Below are 14429 nucleotides of genomic sequence, written 5' to 3' on the forward strand. Positions count from 1 at the left end.
GTAATCGATCGCGGCGCGGATTTCAAGGTCGAAACCGCAATTGGTCCCCATCCGGCAAGTTGCCGGATAATCGGCGATTGCGGCTTCGATATGACTTTCGAAGCGCCTTTTCACTGCTTTCGTTTTGGCCTATCGTTGCTCAAAACGAAATTCTGGGGAATGCTTGCCATGTATCTGTCGCCACGCCAGTCCGAGATCATCCAGCTGGCCAAGGACAATGGGCGCGTGCTGGTCGACGACCTGGCGACGCATTTCCAGGTGACGCCGCAGACGATCCGCAAGGATCTCAACGACCTGTGCGACCAGCGGCTGTTGAGCCGCATCCATGGCGGGGCGCTGTTTCCATCGGGCATCGAGAACCTGGAATACGAGGCGCGGCGCAAGATCGCCGCCGACGAGAAGGACGCGATCGGACAGGCCGCTGCCCGCCTCATTCCCGACAACGCCTCGCTGTTCGTCAACATCGGCACAACGACGGAAGCCGTGGGCAAGGCGTTGCTCGACCACAAGGGTTTGATGGTCATCACCAACAACATCAATGTTGCCAACAGGATGCGCGTCTATCCTGACATGGAGGTGGTGATTGCCGGCGGTGTTGTGCGCGGCTCGGACGGCGGCATCGTCGGCGAGGCGGCCGTCGATTTCATCCGCCAGTTCAAGGTCGACTATGCGGTGATCGGCGCCTCGGCGATCGACCACGATGGGGCGCTGCTCGACTTCGACTTTCGTGAGGTCAAGGTGGCGCAGGCGATCATCGCCAATGCGCGCCATGTCATCCTGGTCTCCGACCAGACCAAGTTCGAGCGCACGGCACCGGTGCGCATCGCCCATTTGTCGCAGATGGACACCTTCATCACCGACCATTGCGACATTCCGAGCATTCGCAAGATCTGCGCGGAATCGGACGTGCAGCTCATCGAAACGAAAAGACCCGCGCCGTGAGCGCGGGTCCTGTTGCACGAGTCCTGATTTAGTCCGGGGTTGAGTCCGATTTCAACTGGGAACGGGCTTTGCGGTATTCCGCCCGAACGGCACCTTAATCAGTCGAAGTTCGCGCCTAATAGGGCGAATAGCATTGCTGGCGCGGCCCGTTGTAGGGCTGGAAGGTGTTGTCGTAGGCGCGATACGAGCGATAACGATCGTAGCACCATTGCACATGCGCGTTGCCATAGCGGCTAGGCTGGACGTAGCGCGGCTGCGGCTGGTTGGCCAATGCGCCGCCGATGATCGCGCCGGCTATGAAGGCGCCGGCCGGGAACCAGAAGTCATTGTGGCGCCGATAGCCGGGGCGGTAGTCGCGATAGCCGCGATGGCCGTTGAAATAAACGACATCACCACGCTCGCGATAGAAGCCGCTGCGTGGCGTGCGGAAATGGCTGGCGCTGTCGCTGCGCATCACTCTGCGCTTTTTCCAGTAGCCGTCATACTGCACCTGCTGCACCGCCGTATCGGCCTGCGGGGCCGTGGGCATGTAGACCGACGCTGCCATTGCCTCGGCCACAGGCAGCACCGCAAATGACGCCGCGATGGCCGTTGCCATCAAGCTTGAGATCACCTTGTTCATGCTCGTCTCCTCGTAAGCGGATAGTTCCGTCAGGGGCATAACGGCGGGATGGGGCGATAGTTCCTGCGACGTAGAAGGGGAGTGCCGAGGGTAGTTCGATAGCGAACGTGCTCAGGAAGCCATCAGTGCGAATCACCGGCTGCATGATTCAGAGGCGCTCCAGTGTTAGATTGCCAAAGTGGGCCGTGGGAACATGATTTCCAGTCGGTCGAGGTTCCTATGCAACTCATTGTATTTACCTAACATCGCGATCGTGTTGTTATAGGATGGCGGCATCGATCGGGCGAAGTGACTGGGGATGGAATACTCACGTGATCTAGTTCCCGAGATTGATTCGGTTAGAACGCGGCAGCGATCTAGTTTCCCAGAAATTGAGTCCGAAATTTTTTGGGAATTGTATGAGGAAGCTCGCCATTACTCGCTCTTACATGTCACCGGATTCTGCAACGTCTTTCAGGTATTCGCTTACCTTTCCAAAAACTCGATCAAAGGCCACATTGTAGAATGTGGCTGCTTCCTGGGTGGCATGGCGCTGTTCATGGGCAGACTCCGGAATCTGCACAAGCTGAACAACCGGATAGTTTTGTTCGATACGTTTGAAGGCCCCCGATGGGGTCAAGCGACGTGATCCTTGGAAGCAATATCGATACCACCGCCCTGCTTCCTCATATTCGGCAGAACGTCGAAGAATTGTTGCACAGAGTCGATCCACCTTGGACGGATATTCGCTGGTTGGAGGACACGCAGCCAGCGTTCGAGGCCAGTTCAGTTGCTGTCTTGTGGCTTGACACTGATTTTTTACTCTTCGACTAGAATTGAGCTCGAAACGCTGTATCCGTGGCTCGTTTCGGGCGGCGCCTTGATCGTTGATGACTATGGGTTTTTCCAAGGCGCCAGGACGTTGGTCGCCGGCAATCCTTTGCAACCTGAGTGGCGACCCACCGCCGGGAGACAATCGCTATCGGCGCGCATCGAAAGTGGTCGCTGGATTGGTGCTCGTTCTGTGGACGTACACTACTTTGCACTCAGCCAGGCTAGGGACAAGGTCCCACCACCGTCGTGTTGGTAGAGCTGACCTTGGCGTCCACCACGGGCACCGCCGCGAGGTAGTGTGGCGATGATACCTAGGTTCGAAGCATGTCCTGGTGCCATGGGCCTTCGTCATGTGAATGCCCCTTGCCAAGTTGGGCATATTAGGCATGCACAGAAATCGTCAATTGGCGGGGACATTTCGGCATGCTAAACGGCCAGGAACTAAGGGGACGTGGTGACTAACAATTTCAACCTTATTCGGCTTGCCGCAGCATGGCTGGTGCTGTTCTCGCATAGCTTTCCACTTACAGGCTCTCCGGAGCCTTTCGGGATTTTCTTCGGTTATCTGTCGGGAGGTGGCCTGGCAGTTGATGTGTTTTTCTTGATCTCCGGCTATTTGATTACGCAGTCTGCAGCGCATCGATCTCTCTTGGATTTTTGCGTGGCGCGCGCCCTGCGCATCCTGCCGGCGCTGTTTTTTGCCGTGGTTTTCTGCATTCTAATCGGTGCTACGTTCACCACCCTCAGTCAAGCCGAGTATTGGTCGCACCCTGCCACGTGGGACTATCTCAGGAATGCTTACCTGTTCCCCATTCGCTTCCCATTGCCAGGCGTTTTCGACAATAATCCAGTCGGTGGGCCGAACGGGTCGCTGTGGACGCTGCCTATCGAAGCGACGATGTACATCATCTCGGCGTGTCTGCTCGTCCTCGCGATCCGATCATGGAAAGCTTTTCTGGCGCTTACAGTAGCGTTTGGCGTTTGCTATTTCGTCAGTCAATGGCAGTTCGGTTTATCCTGGGCTAACAAGGGTGGTAACATCCTGCCGGGCGTCCCTTTGTTCAATTTTCTAGGTATGGGCTACTTCTTCTTCGCTGGCGCTGTGCTGCTTAAGTTGGCCCCAACGGCAAGCTGGGCGGGTGTCGGATTCGCAGGACTGGCTTTCATCGCGTCCGCGTGGATGCCACGCCATGCAGGCGAGGTTGTTTATTTTCTTACACTCCCCTATCTTGTCTATGCCGTTGCGTTCATAGGTCGCTCCTCCCCGAAAAGGCGAGCTGGCGAGCGTGCTGACTTGAGCTACGGTATCTATCTTTACGCGTTCCCAGTTCAGCAATGCATAGTGCATGTCTGGGGAGCGGATATTGGTCCCTTGTGGTTGGCGGCGCTCGCTACTCCACCGACTGTTTTCCTTGCAGCAGCTTCATGGCGCGTCATTGAGCGCCCTGCCTTGAACCTGAAGCGGAAGCCGGCGGCTGTGGTGGCCGTTGCAGTGCAGCCATCGTCGAGTTGGACTTGACGCCTGGCTCACGCCCCTGACCTGTTCGTAGCAGAAAAAGCGTGGCGGCCCACGCATAATGTCGCCAATTCTCTCGGTGAAGTTGCCGTGCGTATGGGGCGGCTGCAATTGCTTGCATAGCCTTTGCAATTGGCCGGTATCAATCAAGGCGCTTTATGCACCGTGGCCAGAGCCACTGCCGCCTCTTGCTGGACGTTTGGGCTCTTATCGGCTCAACCTAGTTGTTCGGACAGGTTAGGCAGGAACAAACGTCGCAAGAACAGGAAATTGATAACGAAAATCGCAATTTCAACTGCGATTTTGACCATGGCGGCGTGCAGAGCACCATCCGAAAAGAATGGAATAAACAAGCCAACAGAAATGAGGTAGTTGGCTGCCGCCAATGCGACGTAGCCAATTACTTCTCGTCGAGAAGTCTCCGCACCGCTGTTAAACGAAAATTTCTTGTGAGAAATAAAGCCAACAACTCCGGCAGCGCACCTAGACACCAATAGTGCAAGGGGGATGCCGATATTAGAAAACAATGACATGAATACGATGAAGTCGACGAACCATGTCAATCCTGAGGACAGCGCATACCGACGGAACGTGCTAACAAGATCCAGCTTCATTCCGTGTCGAATTTCCCCTTGGTGAAGATCGCCAAGTGTATATCACTTGGCAGCATACCCGAGACGGCGGAAAACGCGAGCATCGCTGGATAGACCATCCAAGTCGGCAGGCCGACGTTCTGCCCGTCAATCCGTTCGCGTAACCCTGAGGTGCTTATTGAAGGCAGGCTGATCGGTACGCCGGGCCAGCGCTTCAAACCAGAAAATCGTTCGACTAGTTGCTTGAGATTTTCAGGTGAAAAGTAACTCATGTGTGGCGATGGCAATCCCCGTTGCCACATGCGGTCATAGGGTTTCTCAAATCCGAGAGATGCTAGTGTTTTCGCAGTCTTGAAAATAATCCCATCGCTGCTGGGTATGTTAATCGATAGAAGTCCGTTGTCCGCGAGCCGCTGGTCGATATCGATCACGGCCTTGGCAGGATCGGGTAGGTGTTCAAAGACATCGTTGAAGGCAATGATGTCATACGGACCCTTGTCCGAGGGACACTCAGGGAACAATCCCTCCTCAATTTGAAATCCGTTGCCGCGAGCGATCGCTGCATCACTCGATACCGGTTCCACGCCGGTAACAATGGCCCCGCGCTTCTGGGCGGCCTCAAGAAACCAACCCTTTGCAGACCCGATTTCCAACAGACGTTTGCCGCGCAATGGCTTGATGCGCTCGATGGCATCAAGGGTTGCTTCAAAATTCTGCCTACGAAGGGTTTCGAGGCCATCGAACGCCTTGCCGGGGCCGGGTGCTAGGTTAGAAAGATACAGGCGGCAATGCGGACAAATAGAAAGCCATGGCGAGAGCATTCTCAATTCGACGCCAACGCATGAAGGACAATGGCTTACCAACTGAATCACCTCTCTCGATACTTCCCGCCCAATACCACACCTCGCGAGGCACTGTTACATCCAAGGGTGTGGGAAAGCGGCGGGACCTAACACCATGTCGTCACCAGTGTCCAGACGCCGCGGGGCTCGGCAAGGCTAAGTGTCCCCTTCAACGTGCGAATGACAATATGTCGGAGGCGAGGAGGGCTCTACGATCTCGGCCCGAGGAACGCCGTGGGAGAAATAGATTCTCCTACATTCCGCATAGTTCACGGCTGCCGACAGCGCCAAAATCGTTGTGGTGCAAGGGTTTGGCGTTGGTGAGCGCGCAGGGATTCGAACCCTGGACCTACTGATTAAAAGCGCGTTTTTGACCCAACACCTTTGAACAGCATAGACACCATCACACAGTCGAACTCAGCGGGAACCTTGGGGAAATCTGTTCAAGGGTGTTCAGCGGCGTGTCATGCAGTTTTGACAATTCCGTACCCATGCCGTACCCAACTGAATAATCGCTTCAACAAATCAGTAGGTCGACGTTTTGCCAAAACTGAAGCTGACTGATCGCTTCGTGGCCAGTGTCTCAGCAGAGACTCGCACAGACTATTTCGACATGCAACTGGTCGGGCTGTCACTTCGGGTGGCGCCGACAGGCACCAAAACGTGGAACCTGATGTATACCCGAGAGAGCGACAATACTCGCCAGCGGGTAAAGCTGGGCCGCTATCCTGCCGTGTCCCTTGACGCAGCCCGCAAGAAAGCGCTGAGGGCCATGACGTCAGTCGCCGATGGTGAGGATCCGGCGAAGGCGAAATCCGCCAGGCGTGCGGCTGCAACCATCGAGGAACTGGGCGCGCTTTACCTCGAAGTCTACGCCAAGCCGAACAAGCGGACATGGGAAGAGGATGAGCGCATTCTCAAGGCCGAGGTGTACCCAGCAATTGGGCGCATGAAAGGGATGGCTGTTGTTCGGCGTGACGTGCTCGACATCATCGACAAGAAGTCGGCAGCGGGCGCCAAGGTCCAAGCGAGAAACATCCAGGCAGTGGTTCGGAAGTTCTTCAATTGGGCGGTCGATGATGGGTACCTGACGGTATCCCCAATCGCCGGCCTCAAGCCCCGCAGCAAGCCCACTCGACGCGATAGAGTTCTGTCCGACGCAGAAGTCAAGGCGGCGTGGGGGGCGCTAAATTCGGCCGCGCTAAGCCCGGTGACGGCTGATGTGCTGCGGCTGCTGCTGTTGACCGGGCAACGCTCTGGCGAAGTGTGTGGGATGCGCAGGTCGGAAGTAGATCTAGCCCGGGCAACCTGGACCATTCCGGGCGCCCGTACCAAGAACGAGCTGACGCACGTGGTGCCGCTGTCACCGCTCGCGATGTCTATCGTGACCGAGGCCATGAGCAGGGCTGAGGATGAGGACGAGGCCCCGCTGTTCACGCGAACGGGGGAGCCCGTCGAGAGCAACGCGATTGCGCAGGCTGTTCGGCTCAAGCTCCAAGCGAGCAAAGAGCGCTGGACCCCGCACGACATCAGGCGAACAGTCGCGACTGGCATGGCTTCAATCGGGATCATGCCGCACATCGTCGAGGCGGTCTTGAACCACATCAGCGGCTTTAAAGCCGGCGTGGCAGGCGTCTACAACCGAGCAACCTATGAGCCGGAGAAACGAGACGCCCTTGTCAAGTGGGCCGATCACCTGACAAGTATTTGTCAATAAAAACAAGCACTTGGCGGAGGCGGAACATTAGAGGGCAATATCGGGAACCGAGCATGAACAAAGCTCGGCGATTTATCCACTCGGTTCGTTAGAAAAAAATCATTATTTTCAGATAGTTAGCCCTACGTGCCTGTGGATAACTGGCATATAGGGTTTGGGACGGGTCGCGTCGACTTGGTTGCGACTCCCTGAAACAGTATTGTTAGCAATGCCAAATCAACACAAAGGGCATTGCGCATGAACACAAACAGCCGCGACTTCCGGCTGATCAGTATCAAAGAAGCCTGCCGCCTCACATCGCTCAGCAGGTCTTCGATTTTCCTCAAGTCTAAGGCGGGCAAGTTCCCAAAACCTCTTAGGCTGAGTGGCGATGACGATGGCGCCCGGAAAGCGTTTTTGCTGTCCGAGGTTGAAGCCTGGATCGCCGAAAAGATTGCTGTTCGAGATCAGGAGGCTGCATGAGGCGTCCCCCGAACTGCGAAGAGATGAGCGGCCAGTCGCCAAACTCAACCGCCCATCTCCCTTCGATCCGAGAAGATTTGTTATCCCCAAATTCCAAAAGGACCGCGATGGATTCCATAGCAAGGGAACCCGCAGCCCGCCAACTCAATTCTGGCAAGGGCAAGTTTCAACTCACAGTCCTCGTTTATCCCGGTGACGCTGTCCATGAACGCCGCATCGTCGTTCCTGGCCGCGCCGGCTGGGCGCTGAACGAACTGCACAAGGCCGGGCAACGGGGCTGCAGTGCAGCCGACTTTCCGGCGGGTCTACGCCTCGCTCACTTCGTCTATCTGCTGCGTCACGAACACCGGCTGGTGATTGAGACAGAGCACGAGACGCACGGCGGGCCGTTTCCTGGCAGCCATGCCCGGTATCGGCTCCATACCCCCATCAGCATCGAATATGGCGCGGGGCGCGCTGCCGCATGAGCCAGCAAACAATGCAGAAAGAGTCACGTGACGGTCGCGCGACGTCGCGCGACGTCGCGGTCGCTGCCGTTTGGCTTGCGACCGAGAAGAACCCTCCGCACCCAATCGTGCCAGATCTCCGCCAGCGGTTCGGTCTGACACTGTCGGAGGCCGTTGCTGCAGTCCGTGAGGCTACCTTGATCAAAGCGAGGGCGTCGTGACCCCCATTGATTTCAAGGACAAGAGCCGGACGAGCCGCGGCAAGACCTACAACCTGGTGATGAAGCACAACAAGCCACCAGCCGATCAAAACGGTTGGGGGTGGTTCACCGTAGACTTCATGTGCTCGGTTGCGTTCCGCTCCCTGAGCGTCAATGCCGTCCGTGCCATAATGCGGCTGGTGGTCGAACATTGTGCTCATGGCGGGCTACACAATGGGCAACTCATTGTCACCCACCAGCAGTTTAAGGCGCATGGGGTTTCCGGCGAATATGTTGCCGACGCAATCGATGAACTGGCCTTCAAGGGACTGGTTAAAGTCCGGAGGGGGCGGGCGGGTGCCGGCACGTCGCACCCCAACGTCTACAGGCTTACCTGGCTCGGCGACCACGAGGGGGCGCCCCCTACAAACGAATGGCTGCGCTGCACCGAGGCAATGGCGGTCGCGTGGTCGGAAACCATCCGAAAGCAACACGCCGACAAGCGCGGGTCGGTCGGACGAAAGAAGAAAACCCCACTTCGGGAAGCCGAAATCCGACCGCTTCGGGAAGCCGAAATTCGCCGGGTCGCCAATGGCAGTCCACGGAGAATTTCCGAATGAAATCAATGATCAGCAAATTTCGGGTTTCCGAACACCTTTATAGATTCTGGGTGGGCAGTCGGGAAAAAGCCCTGAGCAGCGGGGCGACCATCATCAACAGGAGGCGTGCATGACCCGCCTGGCAAGCGCAACTGACCGCGGGGCTGCCATCGTCCCGTTTCCGGCAAGGTATCGGGTGGGGAAAATCCGTCGGGTGGCCGACGTGCTCGGTGATCGGCGCGGAAAGAGCGCCGATCAGTACTGGCAGCAGATCGTCGACGGCATGGCCTCTCAGATGCAGAAATCGGGGCTGGCCACACCCGTCATCGAACAGGAGCTGCGCGAATTCTTTGGCGCAGTGCAGGTCGAGCTTTGCCGGCGCCTGCATGTCGAGGGTGGTGGAGGTGCAGCATGACTATTTTGACGAACAGTCTGGCCGACTTGGCCGAGCGGATCAAAGAGAGCCACGCGGCGTTCAGCGCGGCGCAGAGCATGACAGCAAAGAAGGCGCTTGAAACCGGACGGCTGCTTTGCCGGGCGAAAGACAAATGCAGGCATGGCGAATGGTTGCCCCTGCTGGATCGCGCTGGCGTCGGCGAAAGATGGTCGCAGCACCTGATGAGGCTCGCACGCTCGGGCCTGAAAGCCGAAACCGTGTCGGCTATCGGGGGCATCAAGGCATCACTGCAACTGCTGGCAGACTTTTGTCTGCCAGTTGGCGACGAGGTGTTGGTGATTTCTACCGACAATTTCGATGACGCCTCGAAAGAGCCCATCGCCATTTTGTGGCCATCCGCCGAGTACCCAGGCTTCTATAACTTTGGGTCGATCGATGGCCGAACTCAAGAGGTGTTTCTCCTACAGAAGCCTGTGAGGGGTAAGCCGCTGCAGATGACGAGTGGTGAGTTCGTCAGCGGCGTTTGGTTAACAATTGAGCAATTCTCGAAGGGGAAAGTTGCCGGGCTCGAGTTCCAAATCGTGCCGGCCGATATCGCCGCCGATTACCGGAACCTGATGCTGGAGGCCGCGGCATGATGGATCTGGCTCACCATCCGGTATTCGAGGGGCAACCGAGCGATGACTATCTCGAGCGGTGGCGTCAGCACACCGCTACGACTGGTCGCCCCGAAGATTTTGAGTGCGTGTCGACCAGCCGGCCGACGCAGCATGACAACATCGTTCTGTTGTCCGAGGAAATCACCGTGCCGGTCTTGCTTCGGCCTGGCGGCGAGCGAGTGCCATGTTCGTTCTGTGCGCCTGGCTCGCCAAAGTTCATTCGCGGGCGCATGGCCTATTTCCCCGATGAAAAAACGGTGCGGTTCGTAGGGCATCAATGCGCAGCCACGCACTACGGAGAGAACTTTCGCCATGCGGAAAGGTTGTTCCGCCGGCAGCAGGCGTGCCGTGATTACTTCGACACATGGCAGGAAATCGGCGCGAGGCGCGAAGCGCTAGCCCAGTTTGTCGCCCGAATGGCAAAGATAGCTGCGGACCTGCAATTCGTGCGGGACCAGCTTGACGAGCAGGCAAAGGGATACTGCGAGTTTCTGCAAAGGGAACTCGCCCAGACCAACGGTGAGCTATTCATCGACGCTGACTTGGGCATGAAGGACCGAACCGGAAATGCCGTCATCCAACGAAAGTCAATCGGCCGGGCGAGTGGTCTGAAATTCCTGGCCTATGGCTACGATGTGAAGCGCGACGTTCGCCACCTGCAAACTGCACTGACTGATGCCGCGCAGCCACTGCCGGACTGGTCGCCGACCACGCCTGAGCACCCCGCGACGGACGAGATCCTAAAACGTGGGCGAATGGTCGCGCGAGCGATGCGGAGCATGCTGGCAACATTGGCAAGCATCGATGACGGGCAGCGGTTCTTTGCCCGAAAAAACCTTCTGTTGCTGCACCGTTGGGGGAATAGGCCGAATACGCCATTCGCCAGGTTCGAAATCAGCGTTGACGGTCGCCAAGTCCTATTTCGCAGCGACAGCTTTGCCGGCCTACACTACGCAAATGTGGTCGTGCCAGAGGGCACGCATACAGCGCTTCCGCCGGCGAACGACCCCGACGTCGTGTTCATCGAAAGGAAGGTTGCTTGAAGGGCAAGAAGGTTCTCCCATCGGTACGGGTAGACGGCGGCAAGCGCATCAACCTTGCTGAGGCCCGCCGGCGCCGGAAAAGCCGTTCGGAAGCCGCGACTAGCGCGCCCGTGGAGGACACACGGGTTAGCGCGGTGTGGGAGCGTGCCGAACAACGCGAACGGGTTGTGTCTGAGACAGCGCCACAACGGCGGCGTATCGCCAAGCTCCAGGATGAGGACGGCGGCAAGGACGGGGCAAGGGTCACGAAGGTCAACGTAAAGATTTCGGCGGATCGTGCCGAACGTCAGTTGTTCCGCTGCCGGCCCGGATCGTTCGAATGGCGATATGGGCGAAACAAGCAGGACGCCCTTTTCCATGCCGGTTCACATCTCGCAACCCTCTGGGAGCGGGCAGGGATGACAATAGCAAGCTCGGCGAACTTCCTGCGGGGCACCAGGTCGGGATACGCCGCCGGCATAGGCGAGGGCCGGGTTGCCGCTCTAGACAGACTCACCGGGTTTCGGGGTGTGCTCGGTTTAGCGCCATCAGCGCAGCTCATTGACTACTGTGTGAATGGACACACGGCTGCCGAGATTGCGCAAAAATACGGCGTCCAAGAACGAGAAATGTCGATTATATTGCAGCATTATCTGCGATTGTGCGCAAGGCACTTCGATTTCATGTGATATCGCGCGGGAACGTTGCGTTGACACATGTAACGAAACCCCTTATGTTCTGCCTAGTTTGCAGAACTGCATCCAAAGACCCGCCCCACAGGCGGGTTTTCTGTTTTCAGAGGGCAGGGCTAGCATTGCTACAGCTATGCCACGGCAATGCACATGCATTGCACGTGCATTGCTTATGCGGCGGGTTTCCTTCGGGTTTCCGCGGAATTCCGCAGAACGCGGTAAGCCAGCAGACTTATTCGGCCAGCGCGTCCTCAACCGGCTTCGCCGTGACTTCCATGTTGAGCGCTTTCATCACGCCCAGGAAGGTTGACAGTCGAGGGTCGCCGGTAGGGCTGAGCGCCTTGTAGAGGGCTTCGCGGGTTACGCCTGCGTCTCTGGCAATCTGGCTCATACCTCGGGCACGAGCGACAACACCGATAGCGTTCGCGATATAGGCGGCGTCTCCGGTGTGTAGAGCGTCAGCGATAAGTTCCGCTTGCGCCTCGGGGCTTGCCAGATAGGCCGCTGCGTCAAAGGGTACGGTTTCTATGGTCATTTGACCTCCTGTGACATGCGGATCGCCCGCTTGATGTCCTTGCTCTGCTTCGACTTGTCGCCACCGCACAACAAGATCACCACCTCATTGCCCCGCTTCACGAAATAGACGCGGTAGCCGGGGCCGTAGTCAATACGAAGCTCGCCAATGCCGTCGAAGTACTTGGCATCGCCGATCAGGCCCGACTGCAGCCGAACGATCCGGATAGCGATGCGCTCCTGTGCGCGCTGATCCTTCAGGCCGTCGAGCCATTCTTTGAATTCTGGTGTTTGGCGAACTTCGATCATGTGTGAACTATAATTCACAGTTGCCCGGTTTGTCAACAGGGTGTGAAAAATAGTTCACAGCATGAGGCCATATCAAGACCGTCCACTCGCAATGCAACTGCCGCGCCAATCGACCGCTCAAACCGGCGAGAGGAACACATATGCCCGCACCATCAGGTAACCAGTTCTGGAAGGTTCGCAGCTCCCACGGCCGCGCCCCGATCTTCGCCACCGCAGATGCACTGTGGGAAGCGTGCACCGAGTACTTCGATTGGGTCGAAGCAAACCCGCTATATGAGGCACGGCCCTTCGCCTATCAGGGCGACGTGAAGGTCGAGAGGATAGCCAAGATGCGGGCCATGACGATTTCGGGCCTGTGCATCTTCCTCGATATCTCGCGCCAAGCATGGGACCTCTACCGAGAGCGGGAAGGTTTTGTTGGCATCACCGCGCAGGTAGACGACATCATTCGCACCCAGAAGTTTGAGGGGGCTGCGGCTGAGCTTCTGAATGCGAACATCATCGCCCGCGAGCTGGGTCTGGCTGACAAATCCGAACTGACCGGCAAGGACGGCGCGCCGTTGGTTCCGGTGCTCAATGTCTCAGTCAGCGGCAACTCTTGATCTCGTCCTGCATCCCAAGCAGGGCGTGGCATTCAACACCGAGGCAACGGAAACCTTCTTCGGCGGCGCGGCAGGAGGCGGCAAGAGCCACCTGATACGGTCGGCGGCAATCACCTGGTGCACGGAGATACCAGGCCTACAGGTCTATCTGTTCCGCCGCATCGGCGGGGATCTGGTCAAGAACCATATGGAAGGCCCGAACGGCTTTCGGGCGCTGCTCGCCGGCTGGGTGGCCTGTGGCTTCGTCACCATCGTTGAGGACGAAATCAGGTTCTGGAATGGCAGCAAGATTTATCTCTGCCACTGCAAAGACGAGAAGGACCGCTTCAAATACCAGGGCGCCGAAATCCACGTCCTGTTGATCGATGAGCTGACGCACTTCACGGACAAGATTTACCGGTACCTCCGTGGCCGGGTGCGCATGGTCGGTATCGAGGTGCCTGAGAAGTACAAAGGTCGCTTCCCGCGCATCCTGTGCAGCGGCAACCCCGGGGGCATCGGGCATCAGTTCGTCAAGAGCACGTTCATCGACGGTGCGGCCGCATATAAGGTCTACAGGACGCCCAAGACCGAGGGCGGCATGCTGCGCCAGTACATCCCGGCGAAGCTCGAAGACAACCCGGCGATGAACGACAACGATCCTGAATATGAGGATCGTCTTCACGGCCTGGGGTCGGAAAGCCTCGTCCGGGCAATGCGTCATGGCGATTGGGACATCGTCGAGGGCGCTTACTTCGACAACTTCCGCCGAGAGCGCCATGTCATTCGGCCATTTGCGATCCCAGAACACTGGATCAGGTTCCGGGCCGGTGACTGGGGCAGCGCCAAGCCTTTTGCCTTCGGCTGGTTCGCGGTTGCCTCGGAAGACACTATTGCCGGCCCCGGCGTGGTGATCCCGCGTGGCGCGCTGGTGCTGTACCGCGAATGGTACGGGGTGAAGAGGGACGCTCAAGGCAAGTTCATTCCGGACACCGGTTTGAAGCTCCATGCCGAAGCGGTCGGCGCGGGTGTCAGGTTTCGGGACTATGGCGATTCCATCACTTACGGCGTTCTTGACCCGGCGGCGTTCAATCAGGATGGCGGGCCATCGATCGCCGAGCGCATGGCCAAAGGCGAGAACGGCGAAGGGGCCACGTTTACAAGGGCGGACAACAAGCGAACGCCAGGCCGTGGTGCTATGGGCGGCTGGGACCAGCTTCGCAGCCGCCTGACCGGAGACGAAGACGGACGCGCACTGCTGTTCTTCTTCAGCACCTGCACGCACACGATACGAACGCTGCCGGCGCTTCAGCACGATCAGACGAACCCGGAAGACCTCGACACATCGCAGGAAGACCACGCGGCCGACATGGTTCGCTACGGCTGCATGTCCCGCCCATGGTTCAAGAAGCCGCTCGAGCAAGTAGCGCCGCCGAAACCCGGCATGGTGCAGTTGCCCGGCCCTCCTGAGCCCGCGACCGGTGGAAGGATCAGAATATGAAGG

General features: G+C 57.9%; 19 protein-coding genes. 13 read left to right on the forward strand and 6 right to left on the reverse strand.

Annotation, left to right across the window (positions count from 1 at the left end):
* Positions 1–168: 168 nt before the first annotated feature.
* Positions 169–942: a DeoR/GlpR family DNA-binding transcription regulator gene (locus tag ACSQ3E_RS11370; RefSeq protein ID WP_310318667.1), complete on the forward strand. Its 774-nt coding sequence runs from the start codon at positions 169–171 to the stop codon at positions 940–942.
* A 115-nt stretch (positions 943–1057) separates the two neighbouring features.
* Here ACSQ3E_RS11370 and ACSQ3E_RS11375 read toward each other — a convergent pair whose 3' ends face one another.
* Positions 1058–1564 (reverse strand): BA14K family protein, encoded by a 507-nt coding sequence (locus ACSQ3E_RS11375; protein ID WP_436122779.1) that lies wholly within the window; start codon positions 1562–1564, stop codon positions 1058–1060.
* A 424-nt stretch (positions 1565–1988) separates the two neighbouring features.
* Positions 1989–2183, reverse strand: coding sequence for a hypothetical protein (locus tag ACSQ3E_RS11380; protein WP_436122780.1), 195 nt, complete (start codon positions 2181–2183; stop codon positions 1989–1991).
* Positions 2184–2348: 165 nt separating this feature from the next.
* Between ACSQ3E_RS11380 and ACSQ3E_RS11385 the strand changes: the two genes are divergently transcribed.
* Positions 2349–2633: a TylF/MycF/NovP-related O-methyltransferase gene (locus ACSQ3E_RS11385; protein ID WP_436122781.1), complete on the forward strand. Its 285-nt coding sequence runs from the start codon at positions 2349–2351 to the stop codon at positions 2631–2633.
* A gap of 198 nt (positions 2634–2831) precedes the next feature.
* Positions 2832–3896, forward strand: coding sequence for an acyltransferase family protein (locus ACSQ3E_RS11390; protein WP_436122782.1), 1065 nt, complete (start codon positions 2832–2834; stop codon positions 3894–3896).
* A 212-nt stretch (positions 3897–4108) separates the two neighbouring features.
* Here ACSQ3E_RS11390 and ACSQ3E_RS11395 read toward each other — a convergent pair whose 3' ends face one another.
* Positions 4109–4507 (reverse strand): GtrA family protein, encoded by a 399-nt coding sequence (locus ACSQ3E_RS11395; protein ID WP_436122783.1) that lies wholly within the window; start codon positions 4505–4507, stop codon positions 4109–4111.
* Positions 4504–5307, reverse strand: a complete 804-nt coding sequence (locus ACSQ3E_RS11400) for a class I SAM-dependent methyltransferase (RefSeq protein WP_436122784.1) — start codon at positions 5305–5307, stop codon at positions 4504–4506. The genes ACSQ3E_RS11395 and ACSQ3E_RS11400 overlap by 4 nt, the downstream gene beginning before the upstream one ends.
* 562 nt (positions 5308–5869) lie before the next feature.
* On the opposite strand from ACSQ3E_RS11400, the gene ACSQ3E_RS11405 reads away from it, so the two are divergent.
* The 8 genes from ACSQ3E_RS11405 (at position 5870) to ACSQ3E_RS11440 (ending at position 11519) form a co-directional block, all read left to right on the forward strand.
* Positions 5870–7045 carry a tyrosine-type recombinase/integrase gene (locus ACSQ3E_RS11405; protein ID WP_436122785.1) on the forward strand — a complete coding sequence of 392 codons (1176 nt, stop codon included), beginning with the start codon at positions 5870–5872 and terminating at the stop codon, positions 7043–7045.
* 237 nt (positions 7046–7282) lie between these two features.
* Complete coding sequence (locus ACSQ3E_RS11410; RefSeq protein ID WP_182574238.1) at positions 7283–7507, forward strand: helix-turn-helix transcriptional regulator; 225 nt, start codon at positions 7283–7285, stop codon at positions 7505–7507.
* A 107-nt stretch (positions 7508–7614) separates the two neighbouring features.
* The gene (locus tag ACSQ3E_RS11415) at positions 7615–7974 is read left to right on the forward strand and encodes a winged helix domain-containing protein (protein WP_182574237.1); all 360 of its coding nucleotides are present in this window, start codon (positions 7615–7617) and stop codon (positions 7972–7974) included.
* 196 nt (positions 7975–8170) lie between these two features.
* Positions 8171–8773 (forward strand): hypothetical protein, encoded by a 603-nt coding sequence (locus ACSQ3E_RS11420; RefSeq protein ID WP_182574236.1) that lies wholly within the window; start codon positions 8171–8173, stop codon positions 8771–8773.
* Between the two features lie 109 nt (positions 8774–8882).
* The gene (locus tag ACSQ3E_RS11425; protein WP_182574235.1) at positions 8883–9167 is read left to right on the forward strand and encodes a DUF6074 family protein; all 285 of its coding nucleotides are present in this window, start codon (positions 8883–8885) and stop codon (positions 9165–9167) included.
* Complete coding sequence (locus ACSQ3E_RS11430) at positions 9164–9787, forward strand: hypothetical protein (protein WP_436122786.1); 624 nt, start codon at positions 9164–9166, stop codon at positions 9785–9787. Before ACSQ3E_RS11425 ends, ACSQ3E_RS11430 begins: the two co-directional genes overlap by 4 nt.
* A complete protein-coding gene (locus tag ACSQ3E_RS11435; protein ID WP_182574233.1) occupies positions 9784–10851 on the forward strand; it encodes a hypothetical protein in 1068 nt (355 codons plus the stop codon). Before ACSQ3E_RS11430 ends, ACSQ3E_RS11435 begins: the two co-directional genes overlap by 4 nt.
* Positions 10848–11519 carry a hypothetical protein gene (locus tag ACSQ3E_RS11440; RefSeq protein ID WP_436122787.1) on the forward strand — a complete coding sequence of 224 codons (672 nt, stop codon included), beginning with the start codon at positions 10848–10850 and terminating at the stop codon, positions 11517–11519. Before ACSQ3E_RS11435 ends, ACSQ3E_RS11440 begins: the two co-directional genes overlap by 4 nt.
* Positions 11520–11754: 235 nt before the next feature.
* On the opposite strand, the gene ACSQ3E_RS11445 is transcribed toward ACSQ3E_RS11440, so the two are convergent.
* On the reverse strand, positions 11755–12057 hold the full coding sequence (locus ACSQ3E_RS11445; protein WP_182574231.1) for an addiction module antidote protein: 303 nt from the start codon (positions 12055–12057) through the stop codon (positions 11755–11757).
* Positions 12054–12344, reverse strand: coding sequence for a type II toxin-antitoxin system RelE/ParE family toxin (locus tag ACSQ3E_RS11450; RefSeq protein ID WP_182574230.1), 291 nt, complete (start codon positions 12342–12344; stop codon positions 12054–12056). Before ACSQ3E_RS11450 ends, ACSQ3E_RS11445 begins: the two co-directional genes overlap by 4 nt.
* A 140-nt stretch (positions 12345–12484) precedes the next feature.
* Here ACSQ3E_RS11450 and ACSQ3E_RS11455 point away from each other — a divergent pair, with 140 nt between their 5' ends.
* A complete protein-coding gene (locus tag ACSQ3E_RS11455; RefSeq protein ID WP_182574229.1) occupies positions 12485–12946 on the forward strand; it encodes a DNA-packaging protein in 462 nt (153 codons plus the stop codon).
* On the forward strand, positions 12921–14426 hold the full coding sequence (locus tag ACSQ3E_RS11460) for a terminase large subunit domain-containing protein (RefSeq protein WP_436122788.1): 1506 nt from the start codon (positions 12921–12923) through the stop codon (positions 14424–14426). The genes ACSQ3E_RS11455 and ACSQ3E_RS11460 overlap by 26 nt, the downstream gene beginning before the upstream one ends.
* The last annotated feature ends 3 nt before the right edge of the window (positions 14427–14429 follow it).

Origin of the sequence: Aminobacter sp. LjRoot7, from assembly GCF_964252895.1 — a bacterium.
GTDB lineage: Bacteria > Pseudomonadota > Alphaproteobacteria > Rhizobiales > Rhizobiaceae > Aminobacter > Aminobacter aminovorans_B.